The following is a 24,343-nucleotide window of genomic DNA, read 5'->3' on the forward strand; positions in this document are numbered from 1 at the left end:
GAGCAGTGAACGTTGGCTCCGACCGGCACAGCCAACGTCCGCCACAGGAGAGTGTCAACACGGGGAATTCTTGTGCAACATCGGGTTGATCGCTCTACGAGAGCATTGGGACGGCGAAGGCATCGCCTTCGCCGTCCCAACGTCTGAACGGGTGGGTCTGAGGACCGCTCTTACGTTCGCTCCAGGTACTGTTTGCGATAGTACTCCTTGAACTCGCCCGACTTGATCGGACGCCACCAATCCTGGTTTTCGACGTACCAGCGCACGGTTTTTTCGATTGCGTGCGCAAAGGTATGGCGTGAGCGCCATCCCAACGCCTTGATTTTGTCGGTACGGACCGAGTAGCGTCGGTCGTGCCCCGGTCGGTCCGCCACCGGCTGGATCAGCGAGTAGGGTTTGCCCAGCAGATCAAGGATCGCCTTTGCCATGACAATATTTTCGGTTTCGACGCCTGAGCCGATGTTGTACGCTTCGCCAATGGCGCCACGGTGTAACACGACATCAATCCCCTCGCAGTGATCCATCACATACTGGTAGTCGCGCATTTGCCGTCCGTCGCCGTAGAGCGGCAGTGGAATATCGTCAATCGCGTTCGTGATGAAGAGCGGCACGGCTTTTTCGGGATACTGGTAGGGACCGATATTGTTCGTGCCGCGAGTGATCAGCACCGGCAGCCCATAGGTGATATAGTAGGCGTACACCAGATGTTCGCCGCCAGCCTTCGATGCCGCATAGGGAGAACGTGGCTTGAGTGGATCGTCTTCCGACGAGGAATGCCCCGGTTCGATGTGTCCGTAGACTTCATCGGTGCTGACAAACAGAGCGCGCTCGAGTTTCATTTCTTTCACTGCTTCGAGCAGCACATAGGTCCCGTAGACATCAGTGCGAATAAAGGCGTCGGGGTCCATTATCGAACGATCAACATGCGTCTCGGCGGCAAAGTTGACCAGGGTATCGATGTCGTATATGCGGATCGTCTCGCGCACTGCGACGGGATCGCAGATGTCGCCGCGCACAAACGCAAAGTGTGGATTGTCCTGAAAGCGCGCCAGGTTCTCCAACCGTCCCGCATAGGTCAATTTATCATAGACGACGATCCGGTAGTCGGGATATGTGTTCAGCAGTAATTCGACGAAGTTGCTGCCGATAAAACCGGCGCCGCCGGTGACCAGGATGTTCCGCATTGTGTGCTCCTGAACCGTATGTTGTGCGTCTGCTGGAGTCTACCATAGCATCGCCATGTGTCAATGTGATGAAAACCGGCGTCGACGGCAGACGGCAGGAGGGGCGCGTCTCTGACATCCCTCCCAGAAACGCGCCCCACGGAGACGCTCCCGAAACGCGCACCCCCGAAAACGCCCTCCACGGAGACGCGCGTCTCTGGCGCGTCCTGCGGGCACATTGTTACCGCACCATCACCGGCAATGCCACACGATGGATCGTCAGATTCGTATCGACCCGCGCCGTCAGTTCGCGGACGGGACCCTCATTGCCCACCACATCGACCGCCTGATAGCGCACACGATATGTCCCATTCGCCGAAAAATCAATGCGCGCAATGGGTCCTGCGGTTGTCTGCCATGGCGCTCCGTTTACGCTCCAGCGGAGCGCCGAAACGCCGCTGCCGCCCCGGTCGTCCGCCGTGAGCGCGATTGTTGTCGGTTCAGCAAATGTGCCACCAAAACGTGGCACGTCGCTCAATCCGTCGGGGATTGGCTGGAACACCGACGAACCTGGTAGCCGCACGTCATAACCCGCTGCCGCCATGCCGCGCCGTTCAAAGAAGATAGCCGACAGCGCATGCAGCCCGGAATCGAGATAGATGGTTCCGGTCGCTTCGGATCGGTCATGGAGACCGCCGTTCGCCACGACGGTGCGCCCATTGACCAGCAACCACGATCCGTCGTCGCTGATCGTGCGGAAAGTGTATTCACCACTGACCGGCGCGTAAAAGGTGCGCGTCTGAACGACGGCAAAGTGATCGGTCAACCCCAGTGGTCCGCCGTCGCCCCAATCGAGCAGTTCCCCCTGCCAGGAAAAACTGCCGACTTCCTCGCCCAACGGCAGCGCCTGTGCATCACCGGCGCGCGCCAGAAGACTATCGGGCGCAGAACCGAGGCGATACACGCGCGCTGTAGGACGCAGCCATTCATCGAATGTTGCGGCATCGGGCGGGGTGCGCTCATCGGTGATGGTGATAGTCGTCACGCTAGCATCCTGCGCCAGATAGCGAACATATTCGTGGATCAGTCCGGCGCGTAGCGTGTATGTTCCAGGGGTGTGGAAGCGCACATAGCCGACAATGGTTTGCTCTTCACCGGGCGCCAGTTCATGGTTGAGTCCCCAGCGCCACGGATGATCAGAGGTCGGACCGGCGCATCCGTTGCCGTACAGCGCACCCCAGCCAGACATCCCAAGTGTGACGCGCATCCTGCCGGCTTCTTTCGGAAATGCCGGGAATGCACCGGTCGGACTGCCCGCAAAACACTCGTGCTGCTCGTAAACGTAGGCATTGGCGGGATCGTTCATGCCGCCGCCGGCAGTCAGATCAACTCGCGGGTCCTGCCCTATGATCGTCGTTGATCCGGTGTTGCGCACCGTTACATCCACGCGAACCAGATCGCCCGCCGCGAGCGTGTCGCGTTCAAAGCGCACCGCGATGATCTGTGCGGACGCCTGCGGATTCTCAGGAACCCATTTGATCGCATCGAACAGAATGACACGCCGGGCAGCGAGCGCCTCGCCGGTCAGATCGTCGAGTTCAACGCCGCCATTGTTCCCTGCATCGAAAGTGTAGACGCCAAGATCGACCCATCCCTCGAGATTATCCTGGTTGATGGGAACGACGATGCTGCCCGCCGCGCTATGCACCACGTATCGGGCATTGCTCGTCAGTAGACCTACCCCGCAGTTGCGCGGGATGTGCGCCAGCACACGATACGCGCCACGGTGCGGCAGGTTCGGGCGCCAGACGCCGCGGTTTGCACTCTCCGCCGGGTTGTTGGTGGCAAAGGTGTAGAATGCGTGGTCGCCGGCGCCGCATGGTGCGCTGTACCAGTTGGCGGCGCTTCGGCTGAAGCTGCTCTCACGCTCATCGATGACCAGATCGCCATTGTCGTGGGTTCCGCCACTGCCGCGCATCAACGCCAGCACCCGGTTGCGCAGATCGGGCAGGATTGCCATCGTCGCATCACCCGGACACGTGGTGTGCCCCGGAGTCACCTGGCGATGACCGGCGATATTTGGCACAATCGCGCCAGGATTGAACGGCAAACAGCGGCTCGAGCGAGAACATCCGTAGTAGTACGAGCGCCCCAGCGGATCAATATCCTTCTGCGCCGCTTTCCAGGCGATCAGGCGCACCAGCGCTTCTTGCGCGGCGGGAGTTGGCGCCACGCCGGAGTAGGTTCCGATCAGCGCAATCCCCATCGAACCGTAGTTGGCGGTATCGTGAAACCCGACCGCATCGTCGCCGCCCGCACGACCTTCATAGATCACGCCGTTGGGGTCGATCAGGTAGTTGTAGCCAATGTCACCCCACTGGCGCGTTATCGTGTGATACGACCAGATCGCGCGCACACGCGCTGCCCAATTCGGTTGCCCCGGCGTCAGGGTGTTGCCGTCGGCAGTGTGGTGGACGATGATATGGTTCACCGGGTAGTATGCGGGTCTGGCGCGGCTTCCCTGACCATCCGGCGATCCCCAGGAAGTGCGCGATACTACCGGCGGCTTTGCCGGACCAAGGTACTGCGGATGGACGAAGTCGGCAGCAGGCGGTGCGTCGGGACCGGTCAGTGCATCAACGGTGTGCGCTTCGATGGCGCCAACAGACGGAAGTGCGCCATCCGGCGCCGGCGCCATAACCACCCGCGCCTGCCAGAAGCGCATCAATGCGCCGGCGTCGATGATGTCGCTCCACACGACATCGGGAGCATCTTCGGGGCGACGCATATCATCGCCGCCAACAACTTCAGTCCAGTTGGTCCAGGCAGCGCCATCGGCGGATACGCGCACAAACAGACTCAATGTTGCGCCCGCAGGAACCTGTGCTCCATACCGCAGCACCAGATGACTGAACAGGCGCGTCGTCTGCACCGGCGACGTGAAGTATTCCCCGGCGGCAGTGATTGACGCCAGCATCGCGTCGCCTGCGGGTGGTGCAACGGTTCGCTCCGGCAGCAAATCACCCGCCTGTTCCTGAGCATCCGACGAGTACGACGGGAGAATAAGCGCGATGGTCGCAAGCAACAGCGTTGCGCCGGCGATGAGACGTCGTGGTGTGATCTTCCAGATGCGCATACGAACCGCCCCCTCTCCAGGAGTATTCTCAGTTCCATCGTAGAACACAGCACAATGGAATTGCTGATATTACGCTGATAGACGCCTGACAACCATCTGACCGCTTCAAGGACGAGTGTTGAGATACAGCGTCCTGATGCGGCAGACAAAACGGTCGGGCTGTAATAAAACTGTAAGCGTCGATCAGGAAAGCTGCGCGCCCGTAGTCATGGCACGGCGCAGCCGTGTCGGAACAATCTGATCAGGAAGCAGATATTGGGCAATCTCAAGATCGGCGCCGGCTTCGACAGGCTCAGCCAACGGGGGTTGAGCTTGCCGAAACCGACGCCAACAACTCAACGTTCTTTGATTGTCCAGGTTCGGATTGATCGCTCGACACGCGGTGCACATTGCCCAATCTGTGCCCATCCGTCTCATATCAATGACCTGTGACCATCCGGCATGGTCACCCTGAGCGAAGCGAAGGGCTCGGAATGACCAGCATGCGGCATCTTCAATCGTCATTGGTATCAATCCGTGCGGATTCGTGTTCTGCGCCCTGGTCGTAACTTTTTCTTGACGGATGCGGTAGCAGTGGCAAGGGAGGCTGACGATGACCCTGATCGTGCTTGCTCTTGCCTGGATGGTCGGCATCTTTCTTGCCGATGCCCTGCGCTTGCCACTCTGGCATCTGGTCGCCGGCAGCGTCGGGGGGGGCATTGCTGCAATCGTGCTGCGCCATCATCCGCGCTTGCGGCTGTTCTTCCTTGCGATATGTGTGGCAGCGGCTGGCGGCGCGCGTCTGGCAGCCGCAGAGATTCCGGTGTTGCCCCACAGCATCCGGCTGCTGAACGAGAGCGGCGAAGTACAGATTCGTGGCATCGTTGTCGAGGACCCACGTCGTCTTGCCGATGGGCAGCGCGTGGTGATGGTTGCTGACAGTGTGCGTGTCGGGAACGCCTGGAAGCCGGCCGAAGGACTGGCGCTGGTCACGTTGCCACGCTACCCGGAGCGGTTCTATGGTGATCGATTGGAACTGACCGGTGCGCTGACGACGCCGCGCGCAGCGGCGCGCCCCGGCGAATTCGACTACCGGGTCTATCTGGCGCGGCGCGGTATTTTCTCACTGATGAAACCCGAACAATCACGCCTGATTGCGTCGAATCAGGGGCATCCGCTGATGACGGCGCTGCTCTGGTTCCGTGATCAGGCGCGCCGGACGCTGCTGCGCGAACTTCCCGAACCGCAGGCGGCGCTGGCGGTCGGGATTCTGCTGGGGTTGCAATCGTCGATCCCGGATGATGTGCTGGAGCACTTCAGCGCCGCCGGCGCCTCGCACATCCTCGTCATTTCCGGCTGGAACATCACGATCATCAGCGCAGCGCTCTACAGCCTGGCGGATGGGCTGAAACTGGAGCGGCGCAAAGCCTTCTGGTCCATTCTGATCACCATCTGGGTGTATACGCTGTTTGTCGGCGCAACACCAACGGTCATTCGCGCAGCAGTGATGGGCAGCATTGTGGTCATCGGACAGCGCCTGGATCGCCCGGCGCACGCCTGGACAACCCTCTTCGCGGCGTGTTGGGCGATGACGTTGTGGAATCCGCAGACGCTATGGGATATGGGGTTCCAACTGAGCGCGCTGGCGACGGCATCGCTGTTTGCGTATGGCAAGGGAACCGAGGCGCTGTTGATGCGCACACCGCTGCGCGTGGGTTGGCTCGATTGGGCGCGCGAGGCGCTCACAGCAACGCTGGCGGCGCAGATCCTGGCGCTCCCGCTCATTCTCTACGCTTTTGGCAATCTGTCGTTGATCGCACCACTGGCGAATGTGGCAATGTTGCCGATGGTTCCATCGGCCATGTTGTTCGGCGCGATTGCCCTGGTTGGCGGGATGATCTGGCTGCCGCTGGGACAGTGGCTGGCGCTGCCGGCGTATCTGTTCCTTGCCGGGCTGACGGAGGGAGCGCGTCTGTTCGGGCAGTTGCCATGGGCGGCGGTGCAGTTGCCGCCGTTTCCGCTCTGGCTCCTCCTGGCATACTATGCCATTGTCGTAGGGGCATGGCTGTGGAATGCGAGCGTGACGGTCGAGACCTGATTCCTTGCCCCCGTCATGCCAGGCGATATACCGCCACCATCTGCTGAAGCGATTGCGCCAGCGTGTTCAGGTCTTGCGCAGCACGCTCAGCCTGGCGCGTGCTTGCCAGCGTCTCGCTTGCCGCCTTCTGGATGGACGTCAGCGCCTGCCCGATCTGGTCAAGTCCGGCGGTTGCCTGCCGGGCGCTGGCAGCCATCTGCACATTGACCTGCGCGCCGGTCTCGACTTCGCCAGCAATACGATGGATCACATCACCTGCCTGACTCACCAGTTGACTGCCGGAATCCACACGTTTCGCGCCTTCTTCGGTCACCACCACAGCGGTATTGGTTGACTTTTGAATGTCTCCCAGGATGGAACGAACCTGCACCGTCGCCTGCTTGCTGCGTTCTGCCAGATCGCGCACCTGTTGGGCGACAATTGAGAAACTTCTTCCATGCTCGCCGGCGCGCGCCGCTTCGATGGCAGCGTTGAGGGCAAGCAGGTTCGATTGATCGGCGAGTTCAGAGACAACGCTGGTAATGGCGCTGATCGCCTGTGCCTGATCGGCAAGCGACAGAATGGTTTGCGCAATGCCTTCGACCCTCCGGCGAATGTCGGTCATGCTCTGCACCGTTTCTTCGACGACTGCGATCCCCTGTTGGGCGACCGTAAGCGCTGCCTGAGCATCACGCGCGATATGGTCCGCCTGGTCGGCGGTTTGCCGCGCAATCGCGCGCACCTCATCAAGCGCCGCCATGGTTTGGGCAACAGCGGTTGATTGTTCGTTGGCTGCCGATGCCTGTTGCGTGGTCGTCGCCAGGATTTGCGCAGCAGCGGCGGCGATGGCGCTGGCAGCCTCTTGCGATCGCCGCCCCATAGCACGCAGGCTTTCGACCATATGGTTGAGACCTTCGCCTAACTGACCCAGAGCGTCACCGCGATCAATGTGGAGCGACTGTGAGAGGTCGCCGTTCGCCACACGCTGCACAAACGCCAGGTATTCGGCGACGCTCCGTTCGAGCGATGCGCGTCCTTCGGCTTCGATGCGCTGGAGGCGCTGCGCTTCCGCCTGCGCAGCCTGCGCTTCGTTGATGCGCGCTTCCAGCGCATCCGCCATGGCGTCGAAAGTGTGGGCAAGAATACCGATTTCGTCGCGCCGTTGCATGTGGAGACGCTTGCGCAGATCGCCTCCCGCAATGACGCTCGCGGTCTCGATCAGTTGGAGCAATGGTCGGCGCAGGGAGTTGTTCACAAACCAGAGCGTGACCGCAATGGCGAGAGATGCAGCAATGGCGGTGATCAGCAGGGCATAACCGGTTTGACTGCGCACCACGCTGTAGAACTGTTCAATCGGCACACGATGGATGTAGTACCAGTCTACCGAGCGCAATTTGCGGATGACCGATTCCCCCTCCTCGCCGGAATTGAGCGTGCCGGTGAAAAAGCGACTCTCGTCGACGTGTCGGTTCAGGAGATCGATACTTTCGAGAACTTCGGGCATCGAAGAGGCTTGTTGCAGCAGTGTGGCCGTGTTGTCGCCAAAACGACGGGCGTCGATCATTTTCTGCGCAACTGTTGGCGCCAGCGGCGCCGATGGGTGAAAGAGCAGATGCGGAAAGTTCGGGACTGAGAGACGAATGCCATGAGCGTCCACAATCACGCTATAACTGCCCGTGCCGCTGCGATTCGCGTCAAGCGCCACCAGGCGGTGAATCTCATCGAGCCGAACACGACCATCGACAATGCCGATCATCTGATTGTTCGATCCATACACGGGCGCCGTGAAATGGAGATAGACTTGATCGTCATTCGGATCGGTCGTTGCATCCGACATCCCCAACGCACCGCGCTGCGCACTGATGACTTCCGGTCGCTGACTGCGATCCTGTCCAGGCAGTGTCGGATTGGTGCTAATCAGTGTCTGTCCGGCGACATTCAGCAGCGACATGGAGTCGTAGTTGAAGGTGCTCTGGACGGCGTTGATCACGGATTGTCCTCGCTCGCGCGCTTCGGGGTCATCCTGATTCGCAAGCATGAGACGCACGAGTGGCAGCTGCGCTGTCAGCGCCACGCCGGATCGCCGATCCTGGAGATACATCTCGATGCGCTCGATGCCATTGAGGGTCTGAGCATCAATCTCGCGCTGCGCCGTCGCAATGGCGTTTTCGGTGGCAACCCGGTTGGTCAACAGGGTCAGCGCTATCATTGCCATCAGCGCAGTGGCAATGGTGAACAGCCCCAATCGGATGCTCAGGGAACGAGCAGGGGAAAAGATGCTCAGCATAGTGAACCTCCTCGCTGCGTCTGAATAGACCGGTTGTGTCGCGTCGTTATTATCGGCGCGGTGGTGCGTCGTTCACCGGTTGCGCGTGCGGGGCGCGTCGAGCGCGCGGCGGCGGATGCACGGTTGTGCCGGGCGCTCAGAACATGAGGTCAACCGCGCGTATGAATGCGCACTGACAGTGACATATCATGGCCACGTTGATATGACAAGAGGCAATATGTGAGCGAAATGGTGACAATTTCGCTGACAATGGCGTTTGACGCCTGCGTGGACTGAACCCGGTCTATCTGTTCGTCCACTCGTCCGCCGGCGGAAGCGGCGGACGATGGCGAGCAATGCCCGTCTGCACGGGCTTGATCAGACGGAAACGGATTCATTGTTCGAAGGCGGCGCACCGTTGCACGGAGCACATTGAGGGTCACGCGCCTGCCCTGAGCAGAGCGTGGCTCTGAACCCGGAAAGGTTGAACACCTTCCCGATCCTTGGGTCTCCAGCAGCGGATCGGGTTCGACATCAGAAGCGCACCGGATGAATGAGGCTTGTGCCCTGTTCGACCTTCTCCCGCGCTCAAGAGTCGTTGGAGCCGGCAAGGCGCGCCAGGAACGCGGCGTGTTCGGCGGTTGCCAGACCCTCGCGCGCTACTGCCAGCATCCGCGCCAGGTCGTTTGCCCAGAATGCGTCAACCGCCAGCCACAAGCCGGGGAAGACCTCGCTGCGCAGCACGCCGTCGGTCGGCGGCAGCGTCACATATTCCGCGTTGCGCAGCACAAACCAGTCGATCCGCCGCTCGTAGATCTGCACGACTACATATTCGCGCACACCATTGCGCGCATACGCGCGTTTCTTGTCGTACAGGTCATACGCGGCGCTGCTGGCAGCAATCTCGACGACCAACTCTGGCGCACCTTCCAGGTAATCGTCGTCGCCGACCTTCGAACCGCCGCCCTCCAACCGCAGCAGCGCATCGGGCTGCACTTCGTTCTCCAGGTCGAGCCGCACCGTGGCGCTGTCGGCGAGTTCGACCCCCGGCGTTGCAGCCGCGTATGCACCCAGCCAGACAATAATCATTGCGTGCGGACGACCATGCTGACGATAGCGAATGGGGGAAGTCACGTAGACCACTCCTTCGACCAGTTCGGCGCGCAGCGTGTCGGGGGCGGCGTGATAGCGCCGCTCGAACTCTGCGCGCGAGAGCCGGTCGCCCGACATGAGCGGCGGAACCGGATGGGTCGCTTCGGCAGGCGTTTCGATTGTGGGGGAGGTGGTCATCGATTTGCCTGCAACAATGTCGTCTAGCGTTATTATACCAATGACGATTGAAGATGCCGCATTCTTGCCATTCCGAGCCCTTCGCTTCGCTCAGGGTAAACGCAGCGAGGAATCTGAGCGGGTTGCGCAAGACCCCTCGCGCTGCTCGGGGTGACCATGCCGGATGGTCACCGGTCATTGGTATTATACCCCGAAGCATCACTCAAACAAGATTGACGCAACGACGTAGAGATGCAAAGCATTGCAAGATCAGTGCGCCACCTTTGCGTCTTTGCGCCGCTGCGTCCGCCTTTTCGGCGCCAGGCGGCGGTCAGTCATACAAAAGATATTCAGGCGACCGATTGCGTCGCGCAACGAGCGACGCCCGCTGACAGTCCGATTTGCCGTTCAGCGCCGCTCCGGGAAGAACGGAAAGAGGCGGTGCAGGTTCTCCGGCGTCAGCCGCGTGCCATATTCGCACCCCTCGAATGCCTCGGCGTAAACGACACTGCGCCCGCGTTCAGCGCCGTACAGGTCGATGAGCAGGCTGCGGAATCGGTCGGCATCCTGCCGCATCCGTCCATCGAGACGACGACGCAGCCAGGCGAGGCGTTCGGCATCTCCTGCCGGCACCTCGTGCAGAACACCCTGATTGTACGGTAACCACTCGTACATCTGCGACGTGTGCGCGTGCAGCATCGCAAACTTCAGGTCGATCACTTCGTCGATGGCAACCACCACCTCGGCAGTGAAAGGATACGGCTTCTGGAACGTATCGCTGACGTATACAATCACCGGCATTGCATCGAGGTGCGGCGTATCGGCGCAGACATTTGGAACGGTCACCATATACGAAGCGTCCTGGATCAACTGTGCAGTGTAGCGATGATCTGGATGGTAATCGTTGGGGCGCGGTGACATGATCAGGTCGGGCTTGAACTGGCGGATCAGACGAATGATCTGACGGCGATTTTCGAGCGTCGGCATCAGTTCGCCGTCGTGGTTATCAAGCGTGATATACCGCACACCGATGATGCGCCCGGCTGCCTCGGCTTCGGCGCGGCGGCGGCGCGCCAGGTACGCTCCGGCTTCGGTCTGATGCCCGGCATCGCCGTTTGTGACTGAGACGCAGAGCACCTCGTGCCCCTGACGGGCATAGAGCGCCGCCGTTCCTCCAGCCGTGAAATCCACATCATCGGGATGCGCGCCAAAGATGAGCACACGCAATCGTTCGTCTGCCATCGAAAACTCCTCACGGTTGATACAGATTGACTCGGTACGAAGCCGGTTCAGTCGTGAAATGAGTCGCGCCGCTAACCAGCAGTATTGCGCGCTGCCCGGCAGCGACCCGGAGGCTGATGCGCCCCTGATTATCGATCTCTGGAATGATCACCCGCGTTTCATCGCTGTCGAACAACAGCAACCGCACGACCCAGCGTTGCGGAAGAATGCCGGATGTGCGCACGAACCCTATCGCGTCCCATCCGCCGTCATCGGTTTCGGCGCCATCGGCGAAGCCAATCTCCGGAACTCGAATATCATCGATCAGCATGCCAGGACCGTTGATCGCCGCATCGGAGATGACCCAGAAGCGCAGCAGAACGTCCTGACCGACGAACGGCGTCAGGTCGATGCGCTCGTCGATCCAGCGTCCGCGCACGCCGCCGAGGGCGACATCCGGCGCGCCGCTGACGCCGGTGAATCCGTACCCCATGTTGTGCCCCTGCGGATCGTCGGCACGAGTGGTGATGCCGGGGAGCGTCTGCCAGTGCGTACCGCCGTCGTTGGAGACGGTGACGAAGGCATAGTCGTAGTCGCGCTCAAGTTCGTGCCAGAGACGAAACGTGAGCGTTGCGCGCGACACACTGCGCAGATCGAGGTGTCGCGTCAGTGTCGAGACGCTTTCATCGCCGCGATTGCTCCACCAGGCGAAGCGCCCTTCGGCCGGCAACACTCCAACCAACTGCACCGTATCGGCGCCATCGAAATCGATTGCCAGCGGACCGTCGAGCGGACCCATGTAATCCACTCCAAACTGACGCACTGTAGCGGAGGTTGTTCCCGGTTCAAGGCGCATCGTTGCGGCGCGCGTCGGAATGCCACGATACGCATAGCGTCCATCGTCCACATATGGATCATTCAAGGCATTGGCGACTGCCCAATCGGCAAACAGATCCGCGAAGGTGACAATATCGGGGCGACGGTAAGCGGCGAGATTTGCCAGAACATGCACATTGTTGCCCGCATCAGCGTCGATCCAGTCGGCGGGGCGACTGTCGCCAGCATACTGTTCATACAGATAGCGCATGAAGAGTTGCGCTGCACCGTAGTGGCGCGTAACGCCGCTTCCCGGCGCCCACGTCGTCAGTTGCGTGTCGGGATTGCGGAGATACGCCAATGCCGCGCCATTGTCGCCCAATCCATTCAGGTCCTCGGCGAGCATCGAGAGACCTTCGTTAAACCATGTTGGGCTGCGTGGCTGACGGTGCCAGTGGATCATATGCTGAAACTCATGCGCCAGCGTTGCGTTGTAGGTCTCGCTGCCGGGAGGGAAGGCGACTGCGTCGATGACGAACATCTCACGCTCGTTGCTGAAACGATTGACCGCGCGCGTCACGCCATCGGCTGACGAAAAATACCCGCCTGCTCCGCGAATGCGGGTATTGAGAATCGTCAGTCGCGCGTCGCCATCGACGCCGGGGATGCGTTCCTCACCGAACAACAAGCGATTACGCGGGTAGATCCGTTCCTCGAAGACCTGCGCCGACTGCTCGATCAGATGTTGCGGGACATCGAGCGTCGTATCAATATACATCAACACAACCGGACCGGCGTAACGCAGTTGTGCTGTGACAGTATAGTTCACATTGTTCGAGACATCAGCCACCCAGAAGGTCTCGGTTGCGCCAATCCGAACGTCGAGCGGCATCGTCCGGGCCACATAGGGGATGTCGCCGCCATGGAACGCCGCACTGATCGCGCGCTGATCACGAGGAGCAGGGACGGCAGCGGCAATCGTCGTCAGTTCGTCGATGGGAGCGGTAACGGGCACGATAGATGCGGTGGGGCGGATAGAAGCGACAGGCACGGATGACGGAGTGACAGACGGCGCAACCGTCGGCGACGCAATCACAGGAAGATGGGAAGGGGGCAATGACGGCACGGCGCCGGCGCAGGCAGACAGGAGTGCAATCACGAGCAGTGCAAGAGCGCCGGGCAGGGTCGGCAACGGTCGGGCGGGGAAACGATTCATTGCACAGACTCTCGCAGCATGCCGCTCTCACCTCCGGGGTATTATACCACCAGCCTCATCTCACGGAAGGTGCTGCCGCATGTCGGCAGCAGGCAGGAGCAGGTTCAGGCATGAACGGTCGGGACACCACCCGCCGCTCCTCCCGGCGCCGAACCGTCGCACTGATGGCGAAAAGGACGCTTACGCACCCTCCACCGACGCGCGGACCTGTATCCGGCAAAGATTCGCGCACTCAGCACGAGCGCATTGTGCTCTGATGGAACATACACCTTTCAGAAACCGGATCGATAACGCATGGGAGGGCAAGAAGAGGCAGGGGAGAATATGCGCGTGGCACGCCGCGCGCGGTGTATTGCGCCATTGCAACACGCCTGCGCTGAGCGCACGCGCCACGCTCTGGCACACCGCCCGTGTGCGACGACACAAAGGGCAATGCTGCCAAAATGGCGGGATAAGGGATTCGGTTACACCAGCAATCCGAGGGCAAGCAGGAAGAGCATCACCGTGATCTGTGTGCAGCGCAAGCCATCGATCTGAACGGCGCGCCAGAACTCTTCACGCCCCAACCACCACCAAACGCGCGACAGATTCTGGCGCAACCGGCTCCCGCGGAGCGATGCCGGCGCTTCAATGCGCGCAAGACGCAACAGGCGACGGGTGTGAACGGTTATCATTGCGCCCCAGAGACTCACGACGACAATCTGAACAATCAGCTCCACCATGATGTTCCTCCGGATATGATCGTTCTGCTGCTGACTGAATAGAATCTCCTGTGTCGTTCGATGTGGTCGTGCCTGCACGTGCAGCCAGGGTTCCTTACAAGCGCGAAGTGCGAGGTGGTGCATATCGGGATGGCATCGCTGGCATACCACGGACATTGCAGATTCTTTGTGAAGCCAGGAGCACCTGCGCTGTTGCATAGTGTATTATACCGACTCGTTCGCGCCATGTGAAGCCCTTTTGCCCATGTTCTTTGCACGAGTTTCACTGCAACCTTCGCTCCTCAGAGCAACGCACCTCGCACCGTCAAGTATAGCAGGCGCCGCCCGCTGGAATGATTTCGATTGAGTGACAGGATGTGTGCAGTTTTGTCGCAGCGCGCTCGAGCGCCCGATCCATCGCCCCACAAATCGCCCGGCTCGTCCCATGCTATAATCCCATGCACACCATTGGCGAATGGTCCGCTGCGAATGAGGACGCTATGCCAGAAGAATCGCCGATACTCTTCGACTTCCCGATCAACCCGGAGTCTGCGCTGATCGACGGCCAGGGGCAGGAGCGTATCCTCCCGGTTGTGCCGTTGATCAATACCGTGTTATTTCCGCATATGCTCACGCCTCTCTTCGTTGGGCGCGAGCGATCCGTGGCGGCCATCGAGGAGGCGATGAGTGGAGATCGCACAATTCTGGCAGTTGCACAGCGCGAACCGGATATCGAAGACGTCGGACCCGCCGATCTGTACGCCGTTGGCGTCGAGGCGGTAATTCAGCGGATTCTCAAGATGCCTGACGGTTCGATCTCAATCGTCGTCCAGGGGCAACGGCGCATGCGCGTTGTGGCATATGTGCAGGATCGTCAGGTGCTGCACGCGCAGAGCATCGCCATTTACGAGAACACCGAAAAGACGATCGCCGTCGAAGCCATGATGCGCGCAGTGCTCTCATTGTTCGAGAAAGTCGTCAAACTGTCGCGCACCCTGCCCGACGATGCCTATATTATGGCGATGAATGTCAGCGAACCGGGATGGCTGGCGGACCTGATCGTCTCGACATTGCCGCTCGATGTGCCGCGCCGCCAGGAGATATTGGAGACGCTCGACGTTGAGGAACGGCTGCGTCGCCTGTCGATCATGCTCTCGCAGGAGCTTGATGTCCTCGAACTCGAAAGTCGCATTCACACCCAGGTTCAGAAGGAAGTCGACCGGTCGCAGCGCGAGTTCTTCCTGCGCGAACAGATGAAAGCCATTCAACGCGAATTGGGGCAGACCGACCCGATCCAGCGCGAGATGGACGAACTGCGTGAGCGGATCCTGGCGGCGGCAATGCCTGAACGCGCGCAGGCAAAGGCGCTCGAAGAACTGGAGCGCATGGAGATGATGCCGCCAGCCTCGCCTGAATACAGCGTGCTGCGCACCTACCTCGACTGGCTGATCCATTTGCCCTGGAGTCAGCAGACCGAAGACGATACCGACCTGGTGCGCGCAGCCGCGACGCTCGAACGCAACCACTATGGTTTACCGCGCGTCAAGGAGCGCATTCTGGAGTTTATGGCAGCGCGGATGCTCGCCGGTTCGCGGCTCAAGTCGCCGATCATCTGTTTTGTCGGTCCTCCGGGTGTGGGAAAAACCTCACTCGGTCGCTCGATTGCCGAAGCACTGGGGCGACGCTTTGTGCGCATTTCGCTGGGAGGCGTCCACGACGAGGCGGAGATTCGCGGACACCGGCGCACCTATATCGGCGCAATGCCAGGGCGGATCGTCAAGGCGATGAAAGATGCCGGAACCATCAATCCGGTCTTTATGCTCGATGAGATCGATAAATTGGGCAGCGATTTTCGCGGCGATCCGGCATCGGCGCTGCTGGAAGTCCTCGACCCGGAGCAAAATGTCGCGTTTACCGACCATTACCTCGATCTGCCGTATGACCTGTCGCGCGTGCTCTTTATTACGACCGCCAACCTGCTTGATCCGATTCCGCCAGCGCTGCGCGATCGCATGGAAGTGATCCATTTGCCAGGATATACCGAGGAGGAGAAACTGGAAATTGCGCGCCGATTTTTAGTTCCGCGGCAACTGGAGGCGAACGGTCTTGCAAGCCCGGAGTACGTCGCGCAGAGCGCCATAGCCCTGATGAAGGACCCGGTGGCATTATCGAAGATGCCCGGAACGGTGTTGCGCTTCAGCGACAGTGCGCTGCGTCAGATCATCCGGGGGTATACGTATGAAGCGGGGGTGCGCAACCTCGAACGCGAAATTGGCGCGATCTGCCGCAAGGTAGCACGGCGCCTGGCGGAAGGTCGCAATTATGCCCATATTATTCAGGCGTCTGCGCTCAACCGTTATCTGGGTCCCCCGCGCTACCTCTACGGTCTTGCCGAGCAACAGGACGAGGTAGGAGTGGCAACCGGCATGAGCTGGACTGCCAACGGCGGCGATGTGATGGCCGTCGAGGTTTCACTAATGAAGGGACGCGGGGTGTTGTCGCTGACCGGACAACTCGGCGAGGTGATGCGCGAGTCGGCGCAGGCGGCGCTCTCGTTTGCGCGCGCCAATGCCGAAGCGCTCGGCATCAAGCCCAAACGTTTTGAGACGACTGATATTCACATTCATGTGCCGGTCGGCGCGGTTCCCAAGGATGGTCCGTCTGCCGGAATTACGATGGCAACGGCGCTGATTTCGGCGTTTACCGGTCGACCGGTGCGCCGCGATGTGGCGATGACCGGCGAAATCACCCTTCGCGGACGGGTATTGCCGGTCGGCGGGATCAAGGAAAAGGTGCTTGGCGCTCACCGCGCTGGCATTCTCACCATTATTCTGCCACGACGCAACGCCGTGGATCTCGAAGAAGTTCCGGCGCACGTGAAACGCCGGTTGAACTTCGTCTATGTCGATCATATGATGGAAGTCATCGCCTGCGCGCTGTGTGAGCATGGCGACAGGCGCGTGTCCGCCGCGTCCACCGAGGGAACACCGGTCAACGGATCACAACCCTGATGGTGTCGATCAACGTGCATTCGTCACATCTTGCTGCCTTCAGGCGCGCCATCATCGAACTCTACGGCGAGGCGGGCAGCATATGGCTGGCACAGTTGCCATCGCTCCTCGAAATCCTTGCAGAGTCCTGGTCGTTGACCATTCTGCCGCCCTTCCCCAACCTGACGTACCATTACGTTGCGCCGGCAATCCGAGACCACGACGAGCCGGTGATTCTGAAGGTTGGCGTCCCGAACCCGGAGTTGACCGCAGAGATTGAGGTCCTCCGGTGGTACGACGGGCGCGGCTGCGCCCGATTGATCGCAACCGATGAAGCGCGCGGCGCACTGCTGATTGAGCGCCTGCTGCCAGGAACGCCATTACGTGATCTTGAACCGGATGACAGCACGATCCTCATCGCTGCTGAGATTATGCGACACATCTGGCGCCCGGCGCCCGCCGAACATCCATTCCCGACAACTACGGCATGGGGCAAAGGGTTTGTGCGTATGCGCCGCGCCTTCGACGGCGGCAGCGGTCCGTTTCCGTCGGCGCTGACGGACGCAGCGGAGCGGTTGTACGCCGAACTCGACGCCTCGAGCGCCTCATCGGTGGTACTGCACGGTGATCTCCATCAGGAGAATGTGCTGACGGCGCAACGCGCCCCCTGGCTGGCAATCGACCCGAAAGGCGTGGTTGGCGAACCGGCATATGAGGTGGGAGCGCTGCTGCGCAACCCGCCGTCCTGGCGCACACCGGCTGAACTTGAGCGTCTTATGGCGCGGCGGATCGATCTGCTCGCAGAAACGCTCGGTTTCGAGCGCGAGCGGATCGCCGGCTGGGGCCTGGCGCAGGCTGTCCTGTCCGCCTGGTGGTCGTATGAAGATCATGGGCATGGCTGGGATGAAGCGATTGCGTGCGCCGAAGCGCTCTATCGCTGGAGTCTGCTATGAACCATGTGCCACTGACCGGCATAACGGTGCTTGACCTCTCACGACTGATCCCTGGTCCGTATGCAACCCTTCTCCTGGCGCAGATGGGGGCGCATGTCATCAAAGTCGAGCCGCCGGGCATGGGCGATTACCTGCGCCTGCTGCCGCCGCACGGTCCTGACGGGATGAACCCGATCTTCACGGCGCTGAATCGAGGCAAACAGAGTATCGTTGTCGATCTGAACGATGCTGCGGGACAGCGCATCCTGCGCGAACTGGCGAAACGCGCCGATGTGCTGGTGGAAAGTTTTCGTCCTGGCGTGCTGGATCGTTTCGGCGTCGGACTCGAGTTGCTGCGCCATGACAATCCGCGCCTGATCACCTGTTCGCTGGCAGGGTATGCCGCCGACAGTCCGCTGGCGAGTGCGCCAGGACATGATCTGACCTATCAGGCGGTGGCCGGCGCACTCCGTCTGACAGCAGCGCCACCGACTCTGCCGGCGCTGCCGCTAGCCGATCTGGCGGGCGGCTTATTTGCCGCACTGGGCATTCTGGCGGCGCTGGCGGCGCGCCACATCAGCGGCGAAGGACAACACGTTCCGGTGACGCTCGAAGAGAGCATTGGCGCACTGCTTGTGCTGGAACATTCCGAGATAGATATGCCGATGCGGTTTGGCGATATGCTGCGCGGCAGTCGCGCCGGGTATCGGCTCTACCGATGCAGCGACGGTCGTTATCTGGCGCTGGCGGCGCTCGAAGAAAAGTTCTGGAATGCGTTCTGCAACGCAGTTGGACGGAGCGCGTGGCGCGCGCGTTTTGCCGAGTTCGATCAGGAACCGTTGGCTGCCGAGGTTGCCGCGCTGCTGGCAGAACGACCGGCGCGTGAATGGGAAGCGCTGCTGCTCGCCGCCGATGTGCCGTGCGCAGTGGTAGCGACGCTGGCGGAAGCGCGGAGATATGCGCCGCTGCCGTTTGCCGCCGGAGGCGCGCCGCCGGAAGCGCCGGCGCCGAAACACGGCGAACACACCGGAGCAGTGCTGCGCGAATGGAAGATCGCATAATCGTACACCACACAGGAGAGAGACATGCCGGCGATTGGACGGAATGACCCATGCCCCTGTGGCAGCGGCAAAAAATACAAACACTGCCACCTGCCAATCGAAGAGGCCGCGCGCGCGGAGCAACTCCGCTTACGGCGCGCCGTCGATACGCTGATGCCAAAAGTGATCGACGCTGCGCGCATGGCGCCGGAGGTCGTTCCCGATGCCCTGCAACGCTTCTGGAATGGGAAATATGCGACGGAGCAACTCGCCGAACTCGACGATCTGGAAAACCGCGGCGCCGATCGCTTCCTGACCTGGCTGGCATTCGACTACCGCTTCGACGATGGGCGTACCCTCGTCGAGCGCCTGGCAGAGGACCCTGTGGCGCTCGATCTCAGCGAGCCGGAGCGCCAGTTGCTGCCGCAGTGGACCGGCGTCGGGCTGCGCGCCTTCGTGGTGGACGTCGTGCGCAAAGGACAGCACATCGAGGTGCACGACCTGCTGAGCGAACAGCCGTATGCCATCGCCGACAGCGCAGCATCACGCCGACTGGCGCCGGGCGATGTGGTGGTCGGGCATCTGCTGCCAGCCGGAGAGAAGCAAGTGATCGGCGGGGCCGCGGCACACCTGACCCCCGACACAGCGGAGAAGTTGCGCGAATTCACCGAACTGCACCTCGCAGCCTTTCGCCGCGATCACCCCGATGCTGGTTTCGACGACCTGCTGCGCGCCAAATCGGAGATACTGAATCATTTCGTCATGGAATTGCCAGTCGAAGCGCCAGATCCGTCGCTTCTGGATCAGATCATCCTGCAAACACGGGTGGCGCTGCAACTGGCGGGCGAGTCGATCGGACTGGCGGGGCGGAACAAGGAAGACAACGGGGAGAATCAGTAGGGGCGCGCCTGCGGCGCCCCCCCCATCGGCAGACGTTGTGCCGCAGGCGCGCCCGTCCCACGTGGGGGGCAACACGGCGGAGCGCGCCCGTCCCACGTGGGGGACAACACGGCGGAGCGCGCCTACTCATCGTCGGCAGGCGTTGTGCCACAGGCGCGCCCGTCCCACGTGGGGGGCAACACGGCGGAGCGCGCCCGTCCCACGTGGGGGACAACACGGCGGAGCGCGCCTACCCACCATCGGCAGACGTTGTGCCGCAGGCGCGCCCGTCCCACGTGGGGGGCAACACGGCGGAGCGCGCCCGTCCCACGTGGGGGGCAATATGTCGGAGCGCGCCTATCCATCGTCGGCAGGCGTTGTGCCACAGGCGCGCCCGTCCCACGTGGGGGGCAACACGGCGGAGCGCGCCCGTCCCACGTGGGGGACAACACGGCGGAGCGCGCCTACTCATCGTCGGCAGACGTTGTGCCGCAGGCGCGCCCGCCACAGCGCGCCCCCTATCGGCAGGCGTTGTACCGCAGGCGCGCCCGCCCTCGGCAGGCAACACGGCGGAGCGCGCCCGCCCCACGTGGGGGGCAATATGTCGGAGCGCGCCTACTCATCGTCGGCAGACGTTGTGCCGCAGGCGCGCCCGTCCCACGTGGGGGGCAACACGGCGGAGCGCGCCCGTCCCACGTGGGGGACAACACGGCGGAGCGCGCCTACTCATCGTCGGCAGGCGTTGTGCCACAGGCGCGCCCGTCCCACGTGGGGGGCAACACGGCGGAGCGCGCCCGTCCCACGTGGGGGACAACACGGCGGAGCGCGCCTACCCACCATCGGCAGACGTTGTGCCGCAGGCGCGCCCGTCCCACGTGGGGGGCAACACGGCGGAGCGCGCCCGTCCCACGTGGGGGGCAACACGGCGGAGCGCGCCTACCCACCATCGGCAGGCGTTGTGCCGCAGGCGCGCCCGCCCTCGGCAGGCGATACGGCGGAGCGCGCCCGTCCCACGTGGGGGGCAACACGGCGGAGCGCGCCTACCCACCATCGGCAGGCGTTGTGCCGCAGGCGCGCCCGCCACAGCGCGCCCCCTATCGGCAGGCGTTGTACCGCAGGCGCGCCCGCCCTCGGCAGGCAACACGGCGGAGCGCGCCCGTCCCACGTGGGGGACAACACGGCGGAGCGCGCCTACCCACCATCGGCAGGCGTTGTGCCGCAGGCGCGCCCGCCACGGCGCGCCCCGCCATCGCCAGGCAGTGCGGCGGAGCGCCCGCCACGGCGCGCCCCGCCATCGCCAGGCAGTGCGGCGGAGCGCCCGCCACGGCGCGCCCCGCCATCGCCAGGCGTTGTGCCGCAGGCGCGCCCCACGTGGGGGGCAATATGTTGGAGCGCGCCTACCCACCATCGGCAGACGTTGTGCCGCAGGCGCGCCACCCTCGGCAGGCAGTGCGGAGGAGCGCGTCACAGTTGAAGACAGAACGGCGTCCCACAGCACTGATGGAAGCAAAACGGGTTATCCAATATGAGCAGGATGAAAACACAGAACAATACAGTCCGGCATCCAGCATTCTGGCTGGCAGTCATATGGCTGCTGACACTGCCAGCGCTGTGGCACAGCCTTAATGCCGCGACCGAACTGCGCGTGGATGTTGGCGAATGGGGCGACCACACCATACTGCACGGCGCACATGGCAGGGAAGCCAATCCATTCGAGAATTATCGTTGGACAGAAAAGCGCGCCACGATCACATTCCCGAACCTCAGTCCTCGCTATCGCATTCTGCAAATACGCACCCATGGCTGGCGACCAGAAGGAATACCGTCCCCATGGGTGCAAATCACGATAGCCGAACAAAGGCAGGTCGCATTTCAGACTGAACGCGCATTGCGCACATATACGACGCTGCTGCCAGACGCCGCATTGAGTCCAACGATTGAGGCATCGCTGACCAGCGAGACATACACTCCCGCCGAAGACACGCGCGCCCTTGGGGTCGCAATCGACTGGATCGCGTTGTACGCTCTCGACACGCCAGGCAGCCTGGCGAACGGTCAATTCATCGGTCAGGCGTTATTGCTCGGACTGACCCTGACACTGATTGCACTGCTTGCATTGCCAGGAGCGGTCACTGTGGCGTGCGGTCTGCTGGCGTCTACGACGCTGGTCGGATTGAACATTGTTGAACCATTATGGGTAGGGTTGGGGTTGATCCCATGGCTATTCATTGTTGCATTGCTGACTGGCGCAACGTGGTTCATTGCACCATGGCTGATGCGCATGCTGGAGCGCATGCCCAATACCGGGCTTCAGCAGCGTGTATCTTCAAAGACCTGGATCACCCGCATGCAGGCGCGGATCGCCTGGGCGCTGCTCGTCGCTGCGCTGATCGTGCGGCTGGCTGGCGCAGCGCATCCGCTCTTTGACGCGCGCGATGTCCATGTCCATACCCGTTGGCAGAAAACCGTCGCCGGCGGGCAGTTGTTCTTCTATTCGACCCCAGCCGAATTTCAGAACCGACAGACCTTCAATCCGCCTGCCGCCTATATCGTTCTGCTGCCGCTCTACCTGGCGCTCGGCGACGCGCGGCTGACCGTACAGGCTGGCGTTGCGCTGCTTGATGGGCTGATCGCCCTGGCGCTGCTCCTGATCGCGCACGAATTCGGACTTTCGGCGCGAGCCGGGCTGTTCGCAATGGCACTGTATGTCGCACTCCCGATCTCAATGACCATGATGTGGTGGGGATTCGCCGCGAATGCGATAGCACAGGTGTGGTGGGTGCTGCTCCTCTGGCTGCTGCTGCGCCTGACACGCGCACCGGACCGGTCACTCTTTGCGCTCGTTACAGTGGTTGCGATCCTGTGTCTGACAACCCACATCGGCGCACTGGTGACGCTCGCGGCATTCCTGGGACTGATCACATTGATTGGATGGTGCGTCCTGCCGAGCAATGGATGGCGCGCCATGGTGGCAGGGCTGTTGCTTGCAGGGGTGTTCGCTGCGCCCATGTACTTCATCCCTGCTGCTGCGCCACTGGTGAACGCCCCTCGCAGCCCGACAACGCTCGATCCGATCGCATCGTTTATAGACAGTCTGGCGCTGTGGCCGGAGCGTGTCGATCTGGTGCAGCGCGCGCTGACCCTTGGGTTTCTGTCGCCAATCCTGGCGCTGGCGGCGGTTGGATTGCCGCTGTTGTTCACAGCGCGCCGGCGGCATCCCCTTCAGCGCACCCTGCTCCTGTCAACGCTGATCGTCTGTGTCGTCTTCTTTCTCTCGTATGTCTTTCTCCAACTGCTGACGCGCTATATCTACTTTGCGACGCCACTTGTCTGCCTGGCGGCTGGCGCCACCCTTGCGCGCCTGGCAGTGCGCCCCGGCGGACGCTGGATGACGTATAGCCTGACGCTGCTGGTGGTCTGGAGCGGCGTTGCCCTCTGGTTTGGCGGTGTTTTGCTGCGGATCAAACCGTCGCTGGTTCCATTGACACAGTAGCATCGCGCGGCAATACGCCGCACTGCCTTCATTCGCCAGCGCACATTGGCAGTGGTCACATATCAGGGCGCTTGTAGGGAACGATTCTGCGGCGCTCTCCGGCGTCGTGCGTTGCGGCATGGGACGTGCACGGCGAGGCGTATACGGCGCTTGTAGGGAACAATTCTGCGGCGCTCTCCTGCCCTACCCTTGCAGTACTTGACGCTAACATATAAGCATGTTAGTGTACTAGCACTTCTTTCATGAATCGGGCTTCTCTCCTGTCATTCATTCTGGAAGCGCTGCCATGAGTGATGAGAAAAAACAACAGTTCAATGTCTACCTGCCGCCATCGCTGATTCGCGCCATCAAGCACGCGGCGATCGATCGTGGCGTCTCGCTCTCGCGCCTGGTCGAAACGACGCTGCGCGCGGCGCTCGAAGAACCGCCAGCCGCTTCACAACAGTCCGCTCAAACTGCGGCAATCCCTTTGACACCCATGCCGATTATCTCCACCCGCTTTTTTGACGACGCTGTTGATTTCTACCAGCGCCTCGGCTTCCAGGTGATAGTGCGTGATCGTGTGCGCAAATGGGCAGAACTACGCATGGGTGATATGCTGTTGGGCATTCACGAAGTGGCCGATGCTGACGCGAGCGCCGACGCCGGAGCCGCGTCTCCCCCGTCGGTGACCCTGACGTTCGACTGTCGCGACGTCCTGGAGAATATCCTCTTATATCTGGTGAGTCGCCGCATTTATCTCCTGGGTGCGCCGATCGTCGATGAAACGTTTGGTCGGTCGTACAGCATCCGTGATCCTGATGGACGCAGGATTGAACTCGTCGAGCGGGATCGCACCCTGTACGACTGAGGAGCCTATCCGTCCGGCGGAGAAAGCCACCGGCTGCGGGCTGAACGAACGAAGCCCCGTCTCTCGCGCCCCGCCCCGTTAGGGGTTAAGGGCGAACCGCCCGCATCCGCCGAGCGGGCCTGCGTGGCGTCGGAGAGACCGGCGCCGCGCGCGGGTCCGTCCCCCCTGCCGGTGTTCGCCGTCATTGCGAGACCGGCGCAGCCGGTCGAAGCCATCCCCTTTGCGAGACCGACGCAGCCGGTCGAAGCCATCCCCCCCCGCCGGTGTTCGCCGTCATTGCGAGACCGGCGCAGCCGGTCGAAGCAATCCCCCCCT

At 61.8% G+C, this 24,343-nt stretch carries 14 protein-coding genes and 1 pseudogene; 7 read left to right on the forward strand and 8 right to left on the reverse strand.

The window, feature by feature from the left end; all coding sequences use genetic code 11:
• Positions 1-170 precede the first annotated feature (170 nt).
• Positions 171-1,184: a dTDP-glucose 4,6-dehydratase gene (gene rfbB / locus RCAS_RS17710; RefSeq protein WP_012121905.1), complete on the reverse strand. Its 1,014-nt coding sequence runs from the start codon at positions 1,182-1,184 to the stop codon at positions 171-173.
• Between the two features lie 220 nt (positions 1,185-1,404).
• Complete coding sequence (locus tag RCAS_RS17715; protein ID WP_012121906.1) at positions 1,405-4,299, reverse strand: N-acetylmuramoyl-L-alanine amidase; 2,895 nt, start codon at positions 4,297-4,299, stop codon at positions 1,405-1,407.
• A gap of 592 nt (positions 4,300-4,891) precedes the next feature.
• Here RCAS_RS17715 and RCAS_RS17725 point away from each other — a divergent pair.
• A complete protein-coding gene (locus RCAS_RS17725) occupies positions 4,892-6,376 on the forward strand; it encodes a ComEC/Rec2 family competence protein (RefSeq protein ID WP_012121907.1) in 1,485 nt (494 codons plus the stop codon).
• 13 nt (positions 6,377-6,389) lie between these two features.
• On the opposite strand, the gene RCAS_RS17730 is transcribed toward RCAS_RS17725, so the two are convergent.
• From RCAS_RS17730 to RCAS_RS17750, 5 genes are all read right to left on the reverse strand, one after another.
• Positions 6,390-8,642 carry a methyl-accepting chemotaxis protein gene (locus RCAS_RS17730; RefSeq protein ID WP_012121908.1) on the reverse strand — a complete coding sequence of 751 codons (2,253 nt, stop codon included), beginning with the start codon at positions 8,640-8,642 and terminating at the stop codon, positions 6,390-6,392.
• 567 nt (positions 8,643-9,209) lie between these two features.
• Positions 9,210-9,911, reverse strand: coding sequence for a Uma2 family endonuclease (locus RCAS_RS17735; protein WP_012121909.1), 702 nt, complete (start codon positions 9,909-9,911; stop codon positions 9,210-9,212).
• A 387-nt stretch (positions 9,912-10,298) separates the two neighbouring features.
• Positions 10,299-11,132 carry a PIG-L deacetylase family protein gene (locus RCAS_RS17740; protein WP_012121910.1) on the reverse strand — a complete coding sequence of 278 codons (834 nt, stop codon included), beginning with the start codon at positions 11,130-11,132 and terminating at the stop codon, positions 10,299-10,301.
• Between the two features lie 10 nt (positions 11,133-11,142).
• Positions 11,143-13,143: an immune inhibitor A domain-containing protein gene (locus RCAS_RS17745; RefSeq protein WP_012121911.1), complete on the reverse strand. Its 2,001-nt coding sequence runs from the start codon at positions 13,141-13,143 to the stop codon at positions 11,143-11,145.
• Positions 13,144-13,607: 464 nt separating this feature from the next.
• A complete protein-coding gene (locus RCAS_RS17750) occupies positions 13,608-13,865 on the reverse strand; it encodes a hypothetical protein (protein WP_012121912.1) in 258 nt (85 codons plus the stop codon).
• A gap of 479 nt (positions 13,866-14,344) precedes the next feature.
• Here RCAS_RS17750 and lon point away from each other — a divergent pair, with 479 nt between their 5' ends.
• The 4 genes and pseudogenes from lon to RCAS_RS26605 form a co-directional block, all read left to right on the forward strand.
• Positions 14,345-16,855, forward strand: coding sequence for an endopeptidase La (gene lon / locus RCAS_RS17755; RefSeq protein ID WP_012121913.1), 2,511 nt, complete (start codon positions 14,345-14,347; stop codon positions 16,853-16,855).
• Complete coding sequence (locus tag RCAS_RS17760; protein ID WP_012121914.1) at positions 16,855-17,787, forward strand: aminoglycoside phosphotransferase family protein; 933 nt, start codon at positions 16,855-16,857, stop codon at positions 17,785-17,787. The genes lon and RCAS_RS17760 overlap by 1 nt, the downstream gene beginning before the upstream one ends.
• Positions 17,784-18,827 carry a CaiB/BaiF CoA transferase family protein gene (locus RCAS_RS17765; protein ID WP_012121915.1) on the forward strand — a complete coding sequence of 348 codons (1,044 nt, stop codon included), beginning with the start codon at positions 17,784-17,786 and terminating at the stop codon, positions 18,825-18,827. Before RCAS_RS17760 ends, RCAS_RS17765 begins: the two co-directional genes overlap by 4 nt.
• A 12-nt stretch (positions 18,828-18,839) precedes the next feature.
• Positions 18,840-18,944, forward strand: a pseudogene (locus RCAS_RS26605) (SEC-C metal-binding domain-containing protein); the annotation flags it as partial.
• Positions 18,945-20,876: 1,932 nt separating this feature from the next.
• Here the strand turns inward: RCAS_RS26605 and RCAS_RS17775 are convergent.
• The gene (locus RCAS_RS17775) at positions 20,877-21,056 is read right to left on the reverse strand and encodes a hypothetical protein (protein WP_041331032.1); all 180 of its coding nucleotides are present in this window, start codon (positions 21,054-21,056) and stop codon (positions 20,877-20,879) included.
• A 163-nt stretch (positions 21,057-21,219) separates the two neighbouring features.
• Between RCAS_RS17775 and RCAS_RS17780 the strand changes: the two genes are divergently transcribed.
• Complete coding sequence (locus RCAS_RS17780) at positions 21,220-23,178, forward strand: hypothetical protein (RefSeq protein ID WP_157042690.1); 1,959 nt, start codon at positions 21,220-21,222, stop codon at positions 23,176-23,178.
• 286 nt (positions 23,179-23,464) lie between these two features.
• Entirely contained in the window at positions 23,465-24,028 is a 564-nt protein-coding gene (locus tag RCAS_RS17785) for a VOC family protein (RefSeq protein WP_012121918.1), read from the forward strand.
• Positions 24,029-24,343 lie beyond the last annotated feature (315 nt).

The organism is Roseiflexus castenholzii DSM 13941, assembly GCF_000017805.1.
GTDB classification, from domain to species: domain Bacteria; phylum Chloroflexota; class Chloroflexia; order Chloroflexales; family Roseiflexaceae; genus Roseiflexus; species Roseiflexus castenholzii.

What these genes read in the sequence shown, in the direction of transcription:
- rfbB (WP_012121905.1), bottom strand. Translation starts at nt 1,184, where the DNA reads ATGCGGAACATCCTGGTCACCGGCGGCGCCGGTTTTATCGGCAGCAAC.
- RCAS_RS17715 (WP_012121906.1), bottom strand. Translation starts at nt 4,299, where the DNA reads ATGCGCATCTGGAAGATCACACCACGACGTCTCATCGCCGGCGCAACG.
- RCAS_RS17725 (WP_012121907.1), top strand. Translation starts at nt 4,892, where the DNA reads ATGACCCTGATCGTGCTTGCTCTTGCCTGGATGGTCGGCATCTTTCTT.
- RCAS_RS17730 (WP_012121908.1), bottom strand. Translation starts at nt 8,642, where the DNA reads ATGCTGAGCATCTTTTCCCCTGCTCGTTCCCTGAGCATCCGATTGGGG.
- RCAS_RS17735 (WP_012121909.1), bottom strand. Translation starts at nt 9,911, where the DNA reads ATGACCACCTCCCCCACAATCGAAACGCCTGCCGAAGCGACCCATCCG.
- RCAS_RS17740 (WP_012121910.1), bottom strand. Translation starts at nt 11,132, where the DNA reads ATGGCAGACGAACGATTGCGTGTGCTCATCTTTGGCGCGCATCCCGAT.
- RCAS_RS17745 (WP_012121911.1), bottom strand. Translation starts at nt 13,143, where the DNA reads ATGAATCGTTTCCCCGCCCGACCGTTGCCGACCCTGCCCGGCGCTCTT.
- RCAS_RS17750 (WP_012121912.1), bottom strand. Translation starts at nt 13,865, where the DNA reads ATGGTGGAGCTGATTGTTCAGATTGTCGTCGTGAGTCTCTGGGGCGCA.
- lon (WP_012121913.1), top strand. Translation starts at nt 14,345, where the DNA reads ATGCCAGAAGAATCGCCGATACTCTTCGACTTCCCGATCAACCCGGAG.
- RCAS_RS17760 (WP_012121914.1), top strand. Translation starts at nt 16,855, where the DNA reads ATGGTGTCGATCAACGTGCATTCGTCACATCTTGCTGCCTTCAGGCGC.
- RCAS_RS17765 (WP_012121915.1), top strand. Translation starts at nt 17,784, where the DNA reads ATGAACCATGTGCCACTGACCGGCATAACGGTGCTTGACCTCTCACGA.
- RCAS_RS17780 (WP_157042690.1), top strand. Translation starts at nt 21,220, where the DNA reads ATGAAAACACAGAACAATACAGTCCGGCATCCAGCATTCTGGCTGGCA.
- RCAS_RS17785 (WP_012121918.1), top strand. Translation starts at nt 23,465, where the DNA reads ATGAGTGATGAGAAAAAACAACAGTTCAATGTCTACCTGCCGCCATCG.